Annotated in this window: 18 protein-coding genes; 9 read left to right on the plus strand and 9 right to left on the minus strand. The window is 47.1% G+C overall.

The genetic code is table 11. The features are described from left to right. Positions 1–11: 11 nt before the first annotated feature. The 3 genes from ntdP to mutY all read right to left on the minus strand — a co-directional run bounded on the left by ntdP (position 12) and on the right by mutY (position 2139). Positions 12–557 (minus strand): nucleoside tri-diphosphate phosphatase, encoded by a 546-nt coding sequence (gene ntdP / locus MKY41_RS14070; RefSeq protein WP_340745730.1) that lies wholly within the window; start codon positions 555–557, stop codon positions 12–14. Positions 558–818: 261 nt separating this feature from the next. Further along, positions 819–1010, minus strand: coding sequence for a gamma-type small acid-soluble spore protein (locus MKY41_RS14075; RefSeq protein WP_340745731.1), 192 nt, complete (start codon positions 1008–1010; stop codon positions 819–821). A 73-nt stretch (positions 1011–1083) separates the two neighbouring features. Beyond that, on the minus strand, positions 1084–2139 hold the full coding sequence (gene mutY / locus MKY41_RS14080) for an A/G-specific adenine glycosylase (protein ID WP_340745732.1): 1056 nt from the start codon (positions 2137–2139) through the stop codon (positions 1084–1086). Positions 2140–2269: 130 nt separating this feature from the next. On the opposite strand from mutY, the gene MKY41_RS14085 reads away from it, so the two are divergent. Continuing rightward, positions 2270–3253: a metal-dependent hydrolase gene (locus MKY41_RS14085; protein ID WP_340745733.1), complete on the plus strand. Its 984-nt coding sequence runs from the start codon at positions 2270–2272 to the stop codon at positions 3251–3253. Between the two features lie 427 nt (positions 3254–3680). Here the strand turns inward: MKY41_RS14085 and MKY41_RS14090 are convergent, their stop codons facing one another. Next, positions 3681–4013 (minus strand): YfhH family protein, encoded by a 333-nt coding sequence (locus MKY41_RS14090; protein WP_340745734.1) that lies wholly within the window; start codon positions 4011–4013, stop codon positions 3681–3683. Then, positions 4000–4815 carry a recombination regulator RecX gene (gene recX, locus MKY41_RS14095; RefSeq protein ID WP_340745735.1) on the minus strand — a complete coding sequence of 272 codons (816 nt, stop codon included), beginning with the start codon at positions 4813–4815 and terminating at the stop codon, positions 4000–4002. Before recX ends, MKY41_RS14090 begins: the two co-directional genes overlap by 14 nt. 81 nt (positions 4816–4896) lie before the next feature. On the opposite strand from recX, the gene MKY41_RS14100 reads away from it, so the two are divergent. The 6 genes from MKY41_RS14100 (at position 4897) to MKY41_RS14125 (ending at position 11526) form a co-directional block, all read left to right on the plus strand. Continuing rightward, on the plus strand, positions 4897–5799 hold the full coding sequence (locus tag MKY41_RS14100; protein ID WP_340745736.1) for a TIGR01777 family oxidoreductase: 903 nt from the start codon (positions 4897–4899) through the stop codon (positions 5797–5799). Between the two features lie 155 nt (positions 5800–5954). Then, a complete protein-coding gene (locus MKY41_RS14105; protein ID WP_340745737.1) occupies positions 5955–6758 on the plus strand; it encodes a polysaccharide deacetylase family protein in 804 nt (267 codons plus the stop codon). 67 nt (positions 6759–6825) lie between these two features. Continuing rightward, positions 6826–7212 (plus strand): OsmC family protein, encoded by a 387-nt coding sequence (locus tag MKY41_RS14110; RefSeq protein WP_340746459.1) that lies wholly within the window; start codon positions 6826–6828, stop codon positions 7210–7212. A 329-nt stretch (positions 7213–7541) separates the two neighbouring features. Beyond that, on the plus strand, positions 7542–7718 hold the full coding sequence (locus MKY41_RS14115) for an SE1561 family protein (RefSeq protein ID WP_340745738.1): 177 nt from the start codon (positions 7542–7544) through the stop codon (positions 7716–7718). Between the two features lie 22 nt (positions 7719–7740). Beyond that, entirely contained in the window at positions 7741–9279 is a 1539-nt protein-coding gene (locus tag MKY41_RS14120) for a fumarate hydratase (protein WP_340745739.1), read from the plus strand. 339 nt (positions 9280–9618) lie between these two features. Further along, the gene (locus MKY41_RS14125) at positions 9619–11526 is read left to right on the plus strand and encodes a heavy metal translocating P-type ATPase (RefSeq protein ID WP_340745740.1); all 1908 of its coding nucleotides are present in this window, start codon (positions 9619–9621) and stop codon (positions 11524–11526) included. A gap of 29 nt (positions 11527–11555) precedes the next feature. Here MKY41_RS14125 and MKY41_RS14130 read toward each other — a convergent pair whose 3' ends face one another. Next, positions 11556–12458: a YihY/virulence factor BrkB family protein gene (locus MKY41_RS14130; protein WP_445683350.1), complete on the minus strand. Its 903-nt coding sequence runs from the start codon at positions 12456–12458 to the stop codon at positions 11556–11558. 104 nt (positions 12459–12562) lie between these two features. Continuing rightward, positions 12563–12943 carry a YtxH domain-containing protein gene (locus tag MKY41_RS14135; protein ID WP_340745742.1) on the minus strand — a complete coding sequence of 127 codons (381 nt, stop codon included), beginning with the start codon at positions 12941–12943 and terminating at the stop codon, positions 12563–12565. A gap of 231 nt (positions 12944–13174) precedes the next feature. Here MKY41_RS14135 and MKY41_RS14140 point away from each other — a divergent pair, with 231 nt between their 5' ends. Further along, positions 13175–14527, plus strand: a complete 1353-nt coding sequence (locus tag MKY41_RS14140; protein WP_340745743.1) for an alanine/glycine:cation symporter family protein — start codon at positions 13175–13177, stop codon at positions 14525–14527. 81 nt (positions 14528–14608) lie between these two features. Next, positions 14609–14830 (plus strand): DUF1128 domain-containing protein, encoded by a 222-nt coding sequence (locus MKY41_RS14145; RefSeq protein WP_340745744.1) that lies wholly within the window; start codon positions 14609–14611, stop codon positions 14828–14830. Between the two features lie 48 nt (positions 14831–14878). On the opposite strand, the gene motB is transcribed toward MKY41_RS14145, so the two are convergent. Both motB and motA read right to left on the minus strand, forming a co-directional pair. Beyond that, positions 14879–15640 carry a flagellar motor protein MotB gene (gene motB / locus MKY41_RS14150; RefSeq protein ID WP_340745745.1) on the minus strand — a complete coding sequence of 254 codons (762 nt, stop codon included), beginning with the start codon at positions 15638–15640 and terminating at the stop codon, positions 14879–14881. Beyond that, positions 15624–16439: a flagellar motor stator protein MotA gene (gene motA / locus MKY41_RS14155; protein ID WP_340745746.1), complete on the minus strand. Its 816-nt coding sequence runs from the start codon at positions 16437–16439 to the stop codon at positions 15624–15626. Before motA ends, motB begins: the two co-directional genes overlap by 17 nt. Positions 16440–16563: the final 124 nt, after the last annotated feature.

Raw genomic sequence — 16563 nt, forward strand, 5'->3', positions numbered from 1 at the left:
AGTCAGGCTTTTCACTTATTGTTTTGAACCTGTTTATAAAAATGATAGCGCGAAGTCCACACGTCGATGAAATCGGGGGCAAATGGCCCCCTGCGCTGTTCGATCCACCGGATGAGCGTATCCAGATTCCGCTGCAGAATCTGATCGATCACATCGGGATACCCCATTTCTTTTTTATGGTCCGCATATTCATCTTCATCCAAGATAATATAACTCATATCCGGGAACACTTTTACATCCAGATCATAATCGATGTATTTCAGCGACAAGTTATCGTAGACGAATGGCGAGCTCATATTGACGTAGTAATACACGCCATCTTCTCTTAACATGCAAATGATATTGAACCAATGTTCCGCATGGAAATAGCAGATAGAAGGCTCCCGCGTCAGCCATGTCCGGCCATCCGCTTCCGTCACGAGCGTACGTTCATTTCCGCCAATGACGATGTTTCGCGTGCCCTTTAAGACTAATGTCTCCTGCCAGACACGGTGGATGCTGCCATTATGCTTATAGCTATGTACTTGTATCGTTTCCCCTACAGGTGCAATCGCCATGCTACTCCCCACCTTCGTTCCGTCAAGCCAGAGGCTCGCTGGATGCTGATCACGCAGTCTGTTCCGTCGAAAAATCGACTTGGACTGCGGGCCTCTGCTGGCCGACACCCCACACAATGTTACCGCCGGAAAGTTTTGGATTACGTTATCCATTCATTATATCAGCAGAACGGGGAAATTTAAAATGATTCGGCCCTGCCCTAAAAAGAAACCGGCGGAAGCTTTAGCTCCCGCCGGCCGGTGATGACCATCCACCTACACTTACTTTGTTCCGAATTGGTTTGCATTGCCGGAAGCTTTTTGCTTGTTCGCTTCCGATTGTTGGTTTTGCTGTCTCACCTGATTCACATCAGTTTCAGAAGCAAATTCCTCCTTCATTGCATTCGGCTGCGCGGAAAGTTGGTTTTGTTTACGTACTTGCTGCGCATCAGTGAAGTTCGGTTTTTTTGTCATGGATATTCACCTCCGTGGTCAATAGAATGTGCAGAGATGATTGTTTTATTCAGTAAAAACCTTCCACTTTTAATTATCCGCCTTGAATGGCTTCCCAAATTTTAATGACCGGTTTTGCTTTCGGCAATTGCTGTACTTCCTCAGCGGAGAAAAACTGATAACCTTCGGGAGCCGATCCGCTAAGGCGTATCCTCCCCTGATAACTCTCGACCTCCCATGTAATATGGGAAAAGATATGTTTGAATGAAAGCAGTCCCTTCAACTCACCCGCATCCAGGCTCATCGACTTTTGCAGTAAATCAGCCGGTTTCAGTCCATCCTCGTTCTCAATCATAGGAAATTCCCACATATTCGCGAGCAATCCTTTTTCAGGGCGTTTGCGTAACAGCCACTCGCCATTTTCATTTTGTAATGCGAATGCAGTGAGGGGGATGATCTGCGTTTTCGTTTTTTTCGATTTGACCGGCAGCTCTTCCTGCCGGCCTTCCTGGAATGCCGCGCAGAAATCGCGCACTGGGCAAAGAAGGCATCTTGGCCTCGGTATGCAAATCGTGGCTCCCAATTCCATAAGCGCTTGATTGAAGGAAGAAGGGTCTTCTTGATCGATTAAATCCATAACGACTCCTTCAAACACTTTCCTCGTTTTGGGCAAGGCGATATCGTCTTCTATTAATAAAATACGGGAGAGGACGCGCATGACGTTCCCATCGACCGCATGCTCGGGAACTCCATAAGCGATGCTCAACACCGCACCCGCAGTATAAGGACCCACTCCCTTTAAAGTGGAGATCTCCTTGCGGGTTGCCGGCACTTCTCCTCCATATTTCTCCAGAACCTCTCTCACTCCCGCTTGCAGGTTGCGGGCACGCGAGTAATATCCGAGTCCTTCCCACATTTTCAACAGTTCCTCTTCCTCCGCATTCGCCAGTTCTTCCATTGTAGGATACGCTCGGATGAATCGTTCATAATAAGGGATGACCGTTTCCACCCGTGTTTGCTGCAGCATCACTTCGGAAACCCATATGTAATAAGGATTTTTTGTTTTCCTCCAAGGCATCTCCCTTTTTTCATGATGGTACCAAGATAAAAGAGATTGTCGAAATATGTCTTTTTGTTCAAAAACTTGCATAATTTCCTCCTTGCCAATAATGCTTAACGTTGACCGTTACCGGGTATTTAAGTATATAATTGCATTAAGTGACATACTAAGATTATCGATTCCACGCTTGTCCTGACTGCAAGCGAAAGGAGTGATTGTTTTGGACACTGGAACGCATGTTGTCATGGGGGTGGCATTAGGCGGACTCGCCCTTGCCGATCCGGTCGTGGCAGCAGATACGTCAACATGGAGCGCGGTTGCTGCAGGTGTCCTGATCGGCTCATTGATACCCGATATCGATACAATATTAAAACTGCGAAATAACGCCGTTTATATACGCCATCACCGTGGCATCACCCACTCGATTCCCGCAGTGCTTGTTTGGCCGCTCGTCATTTCCATCCTGTTATCATTTCTGATTCCGGATGCGGTCTTCATCCATTTATGGGCATGGACGTTCCTTGCTGTCTTCCTGCATGTCTTCGTTGACATTTTCAACTCCTACGGAACGCAAGCGTTGCGTCCGTTTTCCCAAATGTGGGTCGCCATCGGAGTGATCAACACGTTCGATCCCGTTATTTTCGGGTTGCATGCCGTCGCCTTGGTGACATGGTGGCTTGGAGCCGATCCGGTCACTACCATATTGACACTGTATGCTGTCGTCTTTCTTTATTATCTCCTGCGGTTTGCAACGAAATCCGCTGTAAAGCAAGCGGTGCTGCATACAGTACCCGACGCAACGGAAGTGATCATTGCGCCAACGATCCGGTTCTTCCAATGGCGGGTCGCGGCTTCTTCGGAAACCCATCATTATGTAGGACGCGCTTATGGGCGATCGGTTACGATATATGATCGGTTCGAAAGGATCCCGATGCCCGAATCGCCACAAATTGAAGCGGCAATGAAAGATGAAAACATCAAGGCTTTCGTATCTTTCTCCTCCATTTATCGATGGTCGATCGCAAACATCGGAGACTTATGCGAAGTGCGCCTAATCGATCTGCGCTACCGGAGCAAAGGCTACTATCCATTCGTCGCGGTAGTGCATATAGACGAAGACCTAACTATTGTCAATTCCTATACGGGCTGGATTTTCTCCGAGGACAAGTTGATGAAGAAACTGAAATTCGTTCCTAACTCCTGAAAAGGCTACGGTCTCTGCCATAGCCTTTTCTTTGTTTCAAACTATATAAAACGAACTAAAGAGGTGGACCAACCAACCGTTGCTCTCCGTTCCAAATTTTGTTTGCGACGAAAGTGTAGCGACAGGAGCAGGCGGACGCTTTCCGCGGGGCGCGGGTGAGCCAATCGAACAGCGAAGGGTTCGATTTGCCGTATTTCTGCGCACTTTACAGAAATTAAGGCATCCTTCATTTCCCAACTACATTTTTATGGAAATAAAGGCTGCTGCCAAACGCTTCGCTTTTTGGCGCAAAAGCCGTTCTGCGTAACGGCTTTTCCTGCGGGGTCTCGCCATTCGCGCTTCACCCCGCAGGAGTCGCCGCCTTGCACTCCAAGCAACTAGAGTCGAAAATAACAAATCATTTGTTCATTCTATATAAAAGCCGCCGTCATTTCCCATCCTTCACGGATTTCAACATCGCCACTGGCAATGCCTCGACTGCTTGCTCGCCGCCTAAGCGGTAGCCCCAAGCGAAGCGGCCTTTCAAATAATCGACATGGAAATAAACCCCTTCATCGCCTTCAATCCGATAAATCTCTCCCGGCTTAATCGTGTCGAGGTCGACTAGATAAGATTGGGCCATTACGACTTTCCGTTGGTGGACGGCGAATTCGTTGATCATCCCCAACTGCTCAGCCTTCCTTGCTTTTTCGCGTAAGTTGGCAATTTCCGTACGCAATTCATGTTCGGTCATTTCACTATAGTTTTTATTGTTCTCCATCTTCTTCAAGCTCCTTCTTCTCAATGAATCGATCTATCAGTTCGAGCGGAATTCCTTTTTGATACATAGTCTGCTTCACTCGGTTCCGCCGCTCCCTACCGCTATATTTTGAACTATGCCTTCGCCACGCTTTCTCGCCGACCGATTCCAGGATCGTTTCCCACTCATCCTCTTCCCTCTCAAAATCGACTTGGGCTAGTGCTTGCTTAATAATATCAAATGAATACCCTTTGCGGAGCAAAGCGTTTTGGATTTTTTGCTTTAGTTGGGAGGGGGTGATCGAACGGTTCGCTTCCGCCGCCTTTATCGCCAGCTTCGTCGCGATTTGGATCTGTTCTTCCTCAGAATAGCCATCCAGCACTTTTTCCTGCAATTCTTTCTTGATCCCTTTCTTTTGCAGCTCTTGTCGGATAGCCCGCGGGCCTTTATTGGAAGTTTTCACTTGTGTCTGCAATAACGCTTCCGAAAAAGACTCGTCATTCAAAAAGCCAAGGTTTTTCAACTTCACGATTGCTTCCATTACGACCGCCTCACCGTAGCCAGCATCCAACAGCTTCGTCTTTACTTCGTGTTCGCTGCGCATCCGGAAGCCGAGAAAGTGCAACGCCCTGTTGAATGCTTTTCGGATCTCATCTTCGTACATCATATCATCGATGGACCATTCTTCGAGGGACATGCCTTTCGTTAAGCCGAATTTCACAAGAACGGTTTCATGTACACTGAAAGCATATTTCTCATCGAGGAAAATATTGTAACGCTCGCCATCTTTCTTCTGTTGTGTTATTTTCGTAATAACAGGCATGAATCAAGACCTCCCCACTTTCTATTAGTATACATGTTCTATCACTATCATTCACTTAACTAGGGATTTGGAGGGAAGGAAATGAAGATCGTCATTGCAGGCGGTTCGGGATTCATCGGAGCGGAAGTGACCCGGCTTTTATTACAGGAAGGCCACGAAGTGATCATTTTGACGAGACGAGCACGGAAGTCGGATGGGCGGCTCTCATACGTCGAGTGGCTGCACGGCGAAGCTTTCCCGGAAAAGAAAATTGGAACGGCTGATGCCTTCATCAATCTCGCCGGCGTGTCCATCAATGGAGGACGTTGGACACAAGAGCACCAACACAGGATCTATGACAGCAGAATGACAGCAACCGATGAATTGCTGCGGATCATCCATGCTTTGCCAAAAAGACCAACCGTCTTAGTCAATGCAAGCGCTATCGGAATTTATCCAGCCTCGGAAACCGCCGTCTACACAGAACAATCTGAAGAAGTGGCCTATGACTTCCTTGGACGGACTGTGATGGATTGGGAGAAGAAAGCAGAAAGTGTGGAAGAGATTGGCGTTCGAGTGGTGTTTACAAGATTTGGTGTCGTCTTAGGAAAAGAAGAAGGGGCTCTTCCACTCATGGTCTTGCCTTATCGGTTGTTTGCAGGCGGAAGAGTCGGATCCGGCAAACAGTGGCTTTCCTGGATCCATGTAGCGGATGTCGCTCGTTCAATTGTATTCTCAATTACCCACGAGGAAATCCGGGGACCCGTCAATATCACTTCCCCGAATCCCGAAAGTATGGATGATTTCGGCAGAACGATCGGCGAAACATTGAAACGGCCCCATTGGCTGCCTGCCCCTTCATTTGCCATAAAATTGGCGCTCGGGAAGAAAAGCGCCCTTGTCTTGGAAGGGCAGCATGTCCTGCCAGAAGTTCTCCAAAAAAACGGTTTTACATTCAAATTCCCAACGCTTACAAGCGCCCTCCAAAACCTCATGCAAAAATAATGTATAAATGAAATACAAATGCGCATCCTACCGACAAAAGCCGCCGAGGTGCCTTTATTTCTGCAAAAAGCGCAGAAACCGGCAAATCGAACATTTCGCTGTTCGATTCTCTGACACCCCGGAGCTAGACGTAAAAAGGAAGGGTGCGTTTTTTCATGTTGAAAAGCCACGGAATAGGTATCCTATTGGCTGTTGTCATCGCATTGAGCGGTCTACTTCTGAATCCATTCTCAGCTAAAGCGGAAGAATTTCACTGGGGATTCAAAAAAGCCACCGACGGCATTCCACCAAATGCGGGTGCCACTTTGGATGCGCTCTTGAATAAACATGGAGCGATCTATAAAGGAAAATCCGAAGAAAAGGTTGCTTATTTGACGTTTGATAATGGTTATGAAAACGGCTATACAGAAAGTATTCTGGATACGTTGAAAAAAGAAGAAGTCCCGGCAACCTTTTTCCTGACGGGCCATTATTTAAAAAGCGCTACACCTCTTGTGAAGAGGATGATCACAGAGGGGCATGGTATCGGAAATCATTCGTATGACCACCCGAACATGGCCAATCTGTCCGAGAAGCGGATGGAGGAAGAGTGGACGAAGTTCGATGATCTGCTCCGCGAATTGACCGGAATGAAACGGACCGTCTACGCGCGGCCACCTGAAGGAGTTTTTAATGAAAAGCTCTTGGCGAAAGGGAACGAGCTCGGTTACCGGCATATTTTCTGGTCTGTCGCTTTTATCGATTGGCATGCCGATAAACCACGTGGCCGCGACTATGCGTACAATGAACTGATGAAGCAACTCCATCCCGGTGCTGTCATACTGATGCACACCGTCTCCCCCGATAACGAGCAGGCTCTTCCTTCCTTCATCCAAGATGCGAAAAAAGCAGGCTATACGTTCCGTTCCTTGGATGATCTCGTGTTGGAATACGAAAATGTGAATACGCATTTTTGGTGAGTTCGAATCCATCGTTTCCACTCTCCTAACCGATTAAGGTATAATTCAGCAAAGGAGGTGGTGGATGATGAAATTCGAAATGACTGAAAATGCGTTCGAAACATCGACATCATTTGGAATGCTGACAATATCAGGCAATGAGGAGTACGGATTCAGACCTTATCAATTATTAGTTTCCTCGCTCGCCGTCTGTAGCGGAGGGGTTCTGCGGAAAGTGTTGGAGAAAATGCGGATGCCTGCCGAGCATATTACAATTGAAGTGAAAGAAGTCGTCCGCAATAAAGATATTGCAGACAGACTGGAAAAAGTCCATATTCACTTCATCATCAGCGGGGCAGAAGTCAATGAGGCCAAAATGCCGAGAGCAATGGACTTGACGAAGAAAAACTGTTCGATGGTCCAATCCGTCATTGATTCCATTGAAGTGGTGGAAACATACGAACTTAGAAAGTAAAAAAGACCCGGTCCATATCTGTCTCAGAATGGCCGGGTCTTTACGTTATCAAATTACCTTCGCTATTCAATTTCATTGGCATTGTTCGTAGTTGTCTTGAAGTACTGCTACTTCAGACGTTTACGGATCCCCTCCTTTTTCATCAGGATTCGATTCGTCTCTACTCTTGCCCTCCTTTTCTAATGGATTGTTTGTATCGTAACACATTATTTTTATTTTGTAAACATTCTGTTAAGCTGAATTTTCAATTGATTCGAAAGTTCTATTGGAGTCCATTGAAATAATAACCTTTTTCGTATACCATGAAGACGATGAAAAGAGGTGTTAGGATGGCCAACCCACCAACGAATAACCAGATCGAGGAAGTAAAAAGCAGGCTTCAACAATTCCTCATCACGCTCGATCAAATCGAACCCGAAACGACCGACTTGGAGGAAATCGACCGGTTGATCGGGATGATCGATGATCTCGAAGAGAAAATGGATAAAATCAAAACAGATAAGTGAATTTCACTAGGGGGAAATAGAGATGTACATAGAAACAATCGAAAAAAGCATGTATGACCTCATTTGCGAAACGTCAACGAATCTACCGAAAGATGTCAGACGGAAAATCCGTGCTGCCAAAGAGCAGGAAGACGCGGGCACGCGGGCTGCAATGAGCTTGGATACAATTGCGAAAAATATCAATATGGCGGATGAAAAACTATCACCAATCTGTCAGGATACTGGTTTGCCAACATTTAAGATCAAAACTCCTATCAACGTCAATCAACTTGAAATCAAAGCGGCTATCAAACGCGCCATCGTCCAAGCGACTAAGGACGGGAAACTCCGCCCGAATTCCGTCGATTCCCTCACCGGCGACAATAGCGGAGACAATCTCGGAATCGGACTGCCGGTCTTCAAGTTCGAACAATGGGAAGAAGATCATATTGAAGTGAAACTCATCCTGAAAGGCGGCGGCTGTGAAAATAAAAACATCCAATACAGCTTGCCAACGGAATTGGAAGGGTTGGGCCGTGCAGGCCGCGACTTGGACGGCATCCGGAAATGCATCTTGCACTCCGTGTACCAGGCTCAAGGGCAAGGCTGCTCCGCGGGCTTCATCGGAGTCGGAATTGGCGGAGACCGTTCTTCCGGATACGATCTAGCAAAGGAACAACTATTCCGTGAAGTGGATGATATTAATCCGAATGAACAGCTTGCGGAATTGGAAGACTATATTTTGCACACAGCGAATACGCTAGGCATCGGAACAATGGGATTCGGCGGTGAAGCGACACTGCTCGGTTGTAAAATCGGTGTCATGCACCGGATTCCAGCAAGTTTCTACGTCTCGGTCGCCTATAACTGTTGGGCTTACCGCCGCATGGCCGTCGACATTGACGCCCAAACAGGTGGAATCACAAGATGGCATTACAATGACGGGGAGAAAATCGCGTTCGACCAAGAAGCGGCACCCGCTGTGGCAAGCCAATCTTCCCGCACTGTCGAATTGACAGCGCCGATCACGGAAGCACAAATCCGCGACTTGAAAGTGGGAGATGTCGTGAAAATTAGCGGCCGCATCTATACGGGTCGCGACGCCATCCATAAGCATCTATCCGAAAACGAGGCACCCGTGGATTTAGACGGTCAAATCATTTACCATTGCGGCCCAGTTGTCTTGAAAAACGAAGACGGCAGCTATGAAATCAAAGCCGCGGGCCCGACGACCTCCATCCGCGAAGAGCCGTACCAAGGCGACATCATGAAGAAATTTGGAATCCGCGCCGTCATCGGTAAAGGTGGCATGGGACCGAAAACACTCGCAGCATTGGAAGAACACGGCGGCGTCTACTTGAATGCCATCGGAGGCGCTGCGCAATATTATGCGGACTGCATCAAAGAAGTCGAAGGCGTCGACCTTCTCCAATTCGGTATCCCGGAAGCGATGTGGCACTTGCGAGTGGAAGGCTTCACAGCGGTCGTCACAATGGATTCACACGGCAACAGCCTCCACGCAGACGTGGATAAAACCTCACTTGAAAAACTCGCACAGTATAAAGAGAAAGTATTCAGCTAACCACTATAGACCCTTTAATGGAAATTTCCATTAGAGGGTTTTTTATTTGAAATTCGGGTTGGGAAACTCGCACATTCTGACGAAAGCGGGATAACCTTCTCCTCCTATTTCCACCTGATCCTCGCCTCAATCTATCTCTTTCTAACTGAGGCGTAAATAGTTTGCTAAACGGGAAGCATAATAGTACTCTTCCCTTTTTGAGCATGCTATAATTCAATTAATAATTATTCTAATCTTATATTGATTATATTTTATTGCTTCTCAACCGCTTCATGACCTGTTTTTGTTATTTATTATGGTATATGAAAGTGAATCTCATTCTCAATTAGGAGGGATCAAATGATAAACTACGCTGAGCGCCGGGAGAAGGGGGAACCGATCAATTGGAGGGCCCATATCGAGTTGATTGCTGCCATCATTTCTGGAGTTTTAATCGTTCTAGCCTGGGTGATCGGAAAAAATGGAGTTGAAAGCGGCTCTGTCGCTTTGTATATAATTGCGTTTTTGATCGGTGGATTTGCCAAGGCGAAGGAAGGCATTGAGGAAACGGTCAAGAACAAAGAATTGAATGTGGAAATGTTAATGGTTTTTGCGGCGATCGGCTCTGCCATCATCGGCTATTGGGCGGAAGGGGCCATCCTGATTTTCATTTTCGCATTGAGCGGTGCTTTGGAAACTTACACTTTGAATAAAAGCCATAAGGAAATTTCCGCACTGATGGAGTTGCAGCCTGAAGAAGCTTGGCTTGTTCAGGAGGACGGAAGCGAAGTGAAAGTCCCCACCTCTTCCCTGTCCCTCGGTTCCATATTGGCTGTGCGGCCCGGTGAACGGATACCGGTGGATGGGAAAATTCTCAGCGGATTGACCTCCATCGACATGTCTGCCATCAACGGGGAGTCCATCCCTGTGGAAAAGCAAAACGGGGACGAACTTTTCGCTGGCACCGTCAATCTAAGCGGCGCCATCCGGATGAAAATGACAAAACCGAGTTCGGAAACACTCTTCCAAAAAATCATCAATATGGTTCAGAGCGCCCAAAGTGAAAAATCACCATCGCAGCAATTCATCGAACGTTTCGAAGGCACGTATGTCAAGGTCGTGTTGATCACCGTTTTTGTCATGATGTTCCTTCCCCATTTTCTCTTCGGGTGGGACTGGACGACGACCATATACCGCGCGATCGTACTTCTGGTCGTTGCGTCCCCTTGTGCTTTAGTCGCTTCAATCATGCCGGCAACATTGGCTGCCGTATCGAATGGAGCGAAACGCGGAGTCCTCTTTAAAGGGGGAGTCCATTTGGAACATTTGGGCACCTTGAACGCAATCGCCTTTGACAAAACAGGGACACTGACAAACGGAACGCCTGTCGTAACGGATTTCCTCGTTCGTGATGGGGTGGAAGAAAACGAGGCGCTGTCCATCTTTGCCAGTATCGAATCCCAGTCGAACCACCCGCTCGCGTTGGCTATAACGAAATACGCCACTGAGCAAGGGGTTGATTACGAACGGCATATCCGGATGGAAGACGTGCCCGGCCACGGGATAAAAGCATATATGGATGACCAGGAGCTGCGGGTCGGAAATCCAAGGTTCATCGGCCCGGACTTGGCGTATGCTTTCCGTCAGGGTGCGGCTACCGATTTATTGAATGAAGGGAAAACAGTCATTTTCCTGAAAGATGAACAAGGAATCATGGCAGCCGCTGCTTTCAAAGATACATTGCGCAAAGAAGCAGTGGAAGCGATCCAGCATTTAAAAAATGCGGGAATCCACACGATCATGCTGACCGGGGATAATGAGAAAACGGCAGCCGCAATTGCAAAAGAAGCCGGCATCGAATCCTTCGTCGCAGAATGTTTGCCTGAAATGAAGGTCGAGAAATTGAAGGAATTGCTGGCAGAACATAAATATGTCGGCATGGTCGGTGACGGCATTAACGATGCCCCCGCTTTAGCAACCGCAACTTCGGGCATCGCTATGGGGGAAGGAACCGATGTCGCATTGGAAACCGCTGATGTTGTTCTCATGCAGAATGATTTGACCCGGATTTCCTACGCCGCAAAACTATCTCGGAAAATGCAGCGGATTGTAAAACAGAACGTCTTTTTCTCCATTGCAGTGATTATCGTATTAATCATCTCCAATTTCATGCAAGTGGTCGACTTGCCACTCGGTGTCATCGGACATGAAGGCAGCACCATCCTCGTCATTTTGAACGGTCTGCGAATGCTGAACCAAGTGGAATGAACTGAAGATACCAAAGAGAAAAGCAATGCTCATCCTGTGATGGCATTGCTTTTCTCTTTGGCCAATTGAGCTTGCTTCCGTTCTGTCATAACCGCATTGAGTTGCCCACCCAACATGAGGATGATAGCGGAAAAATACATCCACATCATGAGCACGATAATCGCACCGATACTACCATACGTATTCGAGTAGTTTCCATAATTCCCTACATAGAAGGAAAAAGCGAGCGATGTCACAATCCACCCGACTGTGGAAAAAATCGCACCAGGTATGACGCTCTTCAAACGAATTTTCAAGTTCGGCACAACCCAATAGACGGCTGCGAAAACAAGGAAAATGAGAATCGGTGGTGCAATCCATCTGATACTACCCCATAGTTTCAAAAATCCTTCTTCCAGGCCAAAATAGGAAAATGCAAGAGTCCCAATCTGCTGTCCGAATACCGGAAGAACGAGGGCCACGACCAAAACCGCAATCAAAGCAATTGTAAAAACGACGGACATGCCGCGTGCCACTAAAAAAGATCTCGTCTCCGCAGCGAAATACGATCGATTCAGCGCTTTCGTCAGGGCGTTCATCCCCTTGGAAGCCGACCAAATGGTAGCTATCGCACCAATGGATAGTAACCCGCCATGGCGATTATCCAAGACTTCCCCTACTGTTTTTTCAATGAGTTGGGCAACGCTCTCCGGTGCGTATTCCCGGATGAACAGGAAGACCTCGCCTTGATCCAAATTCAAAAACGGCAGCAAAGTCATTAAAAAGATTAATAGAGGGAAAAGTGACAATAGGAAAAAGAAGGCGAGCTGGGAGGCGAGCCCTGTCACATCGACTTTCTTGATCCGCACTATCAATTCTTTAAGGAACCCTTGGGATGTCGTGACATCGAATTTCTCCAAGTCACCATCTTTGATATCTTCAACAAATCCCATGACACCTGACTTTTTCACGTTTCTTTCTCTCTTTTCCTTCCGATTGTTGCGTTCAAGGGTACGCTTATGTCCCATCACATTTCCGTCACCCCTTTCCATGCGACTCACTTTTTTACAGACTGATCGGTTGGTCCAGTTTCATCTTGTACAATGGATTTATATTCATCTTTCGCCTCGACGAACGCTTCTTTCGTATCCACAACCAATTCCTTCACTTGCGGAGTAAGCGTCTTCAACTCTTCCACTTGTGTTTTCAAATAATTGGCGTCGCCTGAAAGTTGATTATAAACCATTTGGATCTTATCTTTCTTCTCCATGACCATCTGTTTCAACTCATCCGGATTCTTCCTATAATGGCTGACATCAGATAGTAATTTTTTTGATTTTCTCGTTACTTGCTCCCGTGTGCTGCGGTCAAATAAGCTGATGACTGCGCCCGCAAGAGCACCAAAAATAATAAATTTGCCAAACTTTCCATTGCCCATTGAAAACCCTCCAGTTCCAATTATTTCGCATATTCCATTATACCCGACAGCCCCTCAAAACAAACAATATTGCACGAACCGCAAAAAAATGTCTTGACGAACGGCCCCTACTTTCGGAATATTAACATTAACAATAAATCAAAAAAATTATGGAAGAGGATGTGAGGGCAAATAAAATTCACAAGATAATCGAGGGAATGCATACAAGCAAAAAATAAGGGGGATTGTGAGATGGACGCAATACAAGAATTTTTAGATAAAATAGGAGGCATTATCTGGGGACCGCCCTTACTCATTCTGTTGGTCGGAACCGGTATTTTTTTAACTGCGAGACTGGCCTTTATTCAAGTACGGTTATTGCCTTATTCCTTAAAACAAGTGTTTTCAAGAAAGCATGATAAGCAAGTGGACGGGGACATTTCCCAATTCCAGGCATTGATGACGGCGATGGCCGCCACAGTAGGGGTCGGGAATATCGTAGGGGTTGCCGGTGCGGTGGCAACCGGGGGACCCGGAGCCATCTTCTGGATGTGGATGGCCGGATTTTTCGGCATGGCGACCAAGTATGGCGAGGCAATCCTAGCCGTCAAATACCGGGTAAAAGATGCGAATGGTCAAATGGCCGGCGGGCCGATGTATTATCTGGAGCATGGATTGAAACAAAAATGGCTGGGGGTCCTCTTCGCCATCTTTGGCGCATTTGCAGCATTCGGAATCGGTAACGGAACGCAATCCAAAGCGGTTGCCGACGCGATGAGCGGCACATTCAATGTTCCGCACTGGGCGACGGGTGTCGGACTTGTTATTTTCGGCGCTTTAGTTATTTTAGGTGGAATCAAATCCATTGGACGAGTTACGGCATTTTTCGTGCCGATTATGGCACTTTTCTATTTTATCGCAGGAGCAATCGTTGTTGTCACCAACTTCAACCTCGTGCCTGATGCGTTTGCGTTAATTTTCAAAGATGCATTCACCGGGCAAGCGGTTGCAGGTGGAGCAATCGGTGCAGTCATTCGATTTGGCGTAGCACGCGGATTATTCTCGAATGAAGCAGGTTTAGGCTCGGCCCCGATCGCCGCAGCGGCAGCACGTACGGATCTACCGGGACGCCAAGCTTTAATTTCCATGACTCAAGTTCTGTTTGACACTCTCGTTATTTGTACGATTACCGGCTTGACGATCGTCATGTCTGGAAAATGGGACGGTCAAGGAATCGAAGCCGACTTCTTGACGGCTGAAGCGTTTGGCACATTCCTCGGAAGCGCCGGTCCGATTATCGTATCAATCGGTCTCATATTCTTCGCGACTTCCACTATATTGGGATGGAGTTATTACGGTGAGAAATGCTTCCAATACCTCTTCCCGAATCCGAAAGCCGTCTTTACGTACCGTGTCATTTTCGTCCTCTTCATCTTTGTAGGCGCTACAGCCAAGTTGGGCGTCGTATGGGCCTTGGCGGACGTCCTGAACGGTCTCATGGCCATCCCGAACTTGATCGGACTCCTTGGTCTATCTGGCATCATTGTGTTGGAAACAAAACGATTCCAAGCGAAAATCAAAGAAGAGAAAGAATCCGCAAAATAAGAGGTTTTGTCTAGGCTGATTGACACGTTAATTGATTAATGGAATACTTGGGTGGAAGCAAAAGAAAGGTGGCTAGGGCAGATGGATTTATCAAAACCTTCACCAGAAAATGTGACCTTCATGATAGAGCAGATCAAAGAGAAACTCCGCATGGTGAATGTGGACGCAATGAAAGCGGAAAACTTCAGCACTTCTCAGTACGAGGACCTGCATGATATGTATCAACTGGTCATGAAACGGAATAATATAACACCGAATGAAATGCAGGCCATCGCCGCTGAGCTCGGATCGATGCGAAAATGAAAAAAGAGTGCAAAGCCGATTGTTGGCCTTGCACTCTTTTTCTATTATCTAGTTGGCTACCGAACCATCTTCCAATACAAGGGGCTGGATCAAAACTTCGACACGGCGGTTTTTACTGCGTCCTTCCGCAGTGTCGTTAGGAGCGATCGGATGATACTCCCCATAGCCCTTCGCGCTGAGTAAAAGCGGATCAATTTTATCTGATTCCATCAGGATTTTCAGGAAGTTGACTGCCCGCATGACGCTCAATTCCCAGTTCGAAGAGAATTCCGCGTTGTTCATCGGCAAATTGTCTGTATGTCCTGTTATGACAATTTGTCGTGGCCTATCGAATACGAGCAATTCCGCGATATCATCCGCCAATCCCCTATACTCCGGCTTAAGGTCAGCTTTCCCTGGGCTAAAAAGGATGCTGTCACGGATCGTGACGAGCAGACCTTCATCCGTCAGCTTCGTTTCAAACTGGTTTTCCAATTCATGTACCGCGATATAATTATCCAAACGATCTTGGATTTCCCCCAGCGACCGTTGATCTTCCAAATAGGAGTTGTTCTCTTCGTTGACATCGACGGAATCTTTCGGCACAGGAACAGTTGTCGGCGCTGATTGCTCCATCACACCTTTACCCCCGTCGAAAATCTCATTGAAGACTGTCGTCATTTGAGTGAACTTCGCTTCATCGATGGAACTGGAAGCGAATAAAACGATGAACAATGCAAGTAATAGCGTCAATAAGTCCGCATAAGGCAGGAGCCAGGATTCATCCACGCCATGCTCATCATGTGATTTCTTCTTACGTCTCTTCGACAAACTGGCCAGCCCCTTTCTCGCTGGAATTTGCGTTCGCCAGTTTCTTACGCTCTTGGACAGATAGATATGAAGCTAGTTTTTGCTCGATGACCCGTGGTGCTTCCCCTTCCAGGACGGAAAGGATCCCTTCGATCATCATATGCCGTTGCCGTGCCTCCTCTTTAGATTTCCGCTTCAACTTATTGGCAAAGGGATGCCAAAGGACGTATCCAGTGAAAATCCCGAGCAAAGTAGCGATGAAGGCGGCAGAGATAGCTAAACCAAGGGCGGCAATATCATCCAAGTTTTTAAGCGCCGCGATTAAGCCGACAACCGCTCCTAGTACCCCAAGTGTCGGTGCGTATGTCCCCGCTTGGGAAAAGATGAGGGCCCCAGCTGCATGGCGCTCTTCCATCGCGTCCACTTCCTCCGTAAGCACGTCCCGGATATAATCCGCATTTTGTCCGTCAATTGCCAAGCCGAGCCCATTTTTCAAAAACGGATCATCGATTTCGTCCGTTTTCGCTTCAAGCGCCAGCAATCCTTCACGACGTGCAATATCTGCCCAACCGGAAAACATCCGAATGATATCTGCATCAGAAGTAAGCTTCTGTTCTTTGAAAATTTTCCCGAAAAGTTTCGGCACGTTCTTCAATTCACTCATCGGAAAAGCAATGACCACTGCCGCTACCGTCCCGAAGAGGATAATCAGAATGGCCGCTACATTCAACAGGTTGTCCGGCGTGACGCCTTTCATTGCCATACCGACGAAGAGGGCGACAAACCCAAGAACAAGCCCCAATATTGTTGATAAATCCATGATAGCCCCTCCAAGTAATCCATTCTTCTTATTACTTCGGCATTTTTAGACCTATCTTTAGATATGCTTTCATAAGAGTTGTATAATAATTTTATCTCCTGTCACAAGTTCTTAATATTTCTTT

The organism is Sporosarcina sp. FSL W7-1349, from assembly GCF_038003045.1.
Classification (GTDB): Bacteria; Bacillota; Bacilli; order Bacillales_A; family Planococcaceae; genus Sporosarcina.

Excerpts from the sequence above, each read along its gene's own strand:
- ntdP (WP_340745730.1), bottom strand. The coding sequence starts at position 557 with ATGGCGATTGCACCTGTAGGGGAAACGATACAAGTACATAGCTATAAG.
- MKY41_RS14075 (WP_340745731.1), bottom strand. The coding sequence starts at position 1,010 with ATGACAAAAAAACCGAACTTCACTGATGCGCAGCAAGTACGTAAACAA.
- mutY (WP_340745732.1), bottom strand. The coding sequence starts at position 2,139 with ATGCAAGTTTTTGAACAAAAAGACATATTTCGACAATCTCTTTTATCT.
- MKY41_RS14090 (WP_340745734.1), bottom strand. The coding sequence starts at position 4,013 with ATGGAGAACAATAAAAACTATAGTGAAATGACCGAACATGAATTGCGT.
- recX (WP_340745735.1), bottom strand. The coding sequence starts at position 4,815 with ATGCCTGTTATTACGAAAATAACACAACAGAAGAAAGATGGCGAGCGT.
- MKY41_RS14100 (WP_340745736.1), top strand. The coding sequence starts at position 4,897 with ATGAAGATCGTCATTGCAGGCGGTTCGGGATTCATCGGAGCGGAAGTG.
- MKY41_RS14105 (WP_340745737.1), top strand. The coding sequence starts at position 5,955 with ATGTTGAAAAGCCACGGAATAGGTATCCTATTGGCTGTTGTCATCGCA.
- MKY41_RS14110 (WP_340746459.1), top strand. The coding sequence starts at position 6,826 with ATGAAATTCGAAATGACTGAAAATGCGTTCGAAACATCGACATCATTT.
- MKY41_RS14115 (WP_340745738.1), top strand. The coding sequence starts at position 7,542 with ATGGCCAACCCACCAACGAATAACCAGATCGAGGAAGTAAAAAGCAGG.
- MKY41_RS14120 (WP_340745739.1), top strand. The coding sequence starts at position 7,741 with ATGTACATAGAAACAATCGAAAAAAGCATGTATGACCTCATTTGCGAA.
- MKY41_RS14125 (WP_340745740.1), top strand. The coding sequence starts at position 9,619 with ATGATAAACTACGCTGAGCGCCGGGAGAAGGGGGAACCGATCAATTGG.
- MKY41_RS14130 (WP_445683350.1), bottom strand. The coding sequence starts at position 12,458 with ATGGGATTTGTTGAAGATATCAAAGATGGTGACTTGGAGAAATTCGAT.
- MKY41_RS14135 (WP_340745742.1), bottom strand. The coding sequence starts at position 12,943 with ATGGGCAATGGAAAGTTTGGCAAATTTATTATTTTTGGTGCTCTTGCG.
- MKY41_RS14140 (WP_340745743.1), top strand. The coding sequence starts at position 13,175 with ATGGACGCAATACAAGAATTTTTAGATAAAATAGGAGGCATTATCTGG.
- MKY41_RS14145 (WP_340745744.1), top strand. The coding sequence starts at position 14,609 with ATGGATTTATCAAAACCTTCACCAGAAAATGTGACCTTCATGATAGAG.
- motA (WP_340745746.1), bottom strand. The coding sequence starts at position 16,439 with ATGGATTTATCAACAATATTGGGGCTTGTTCTTGGGTTTGTCGCCCTC.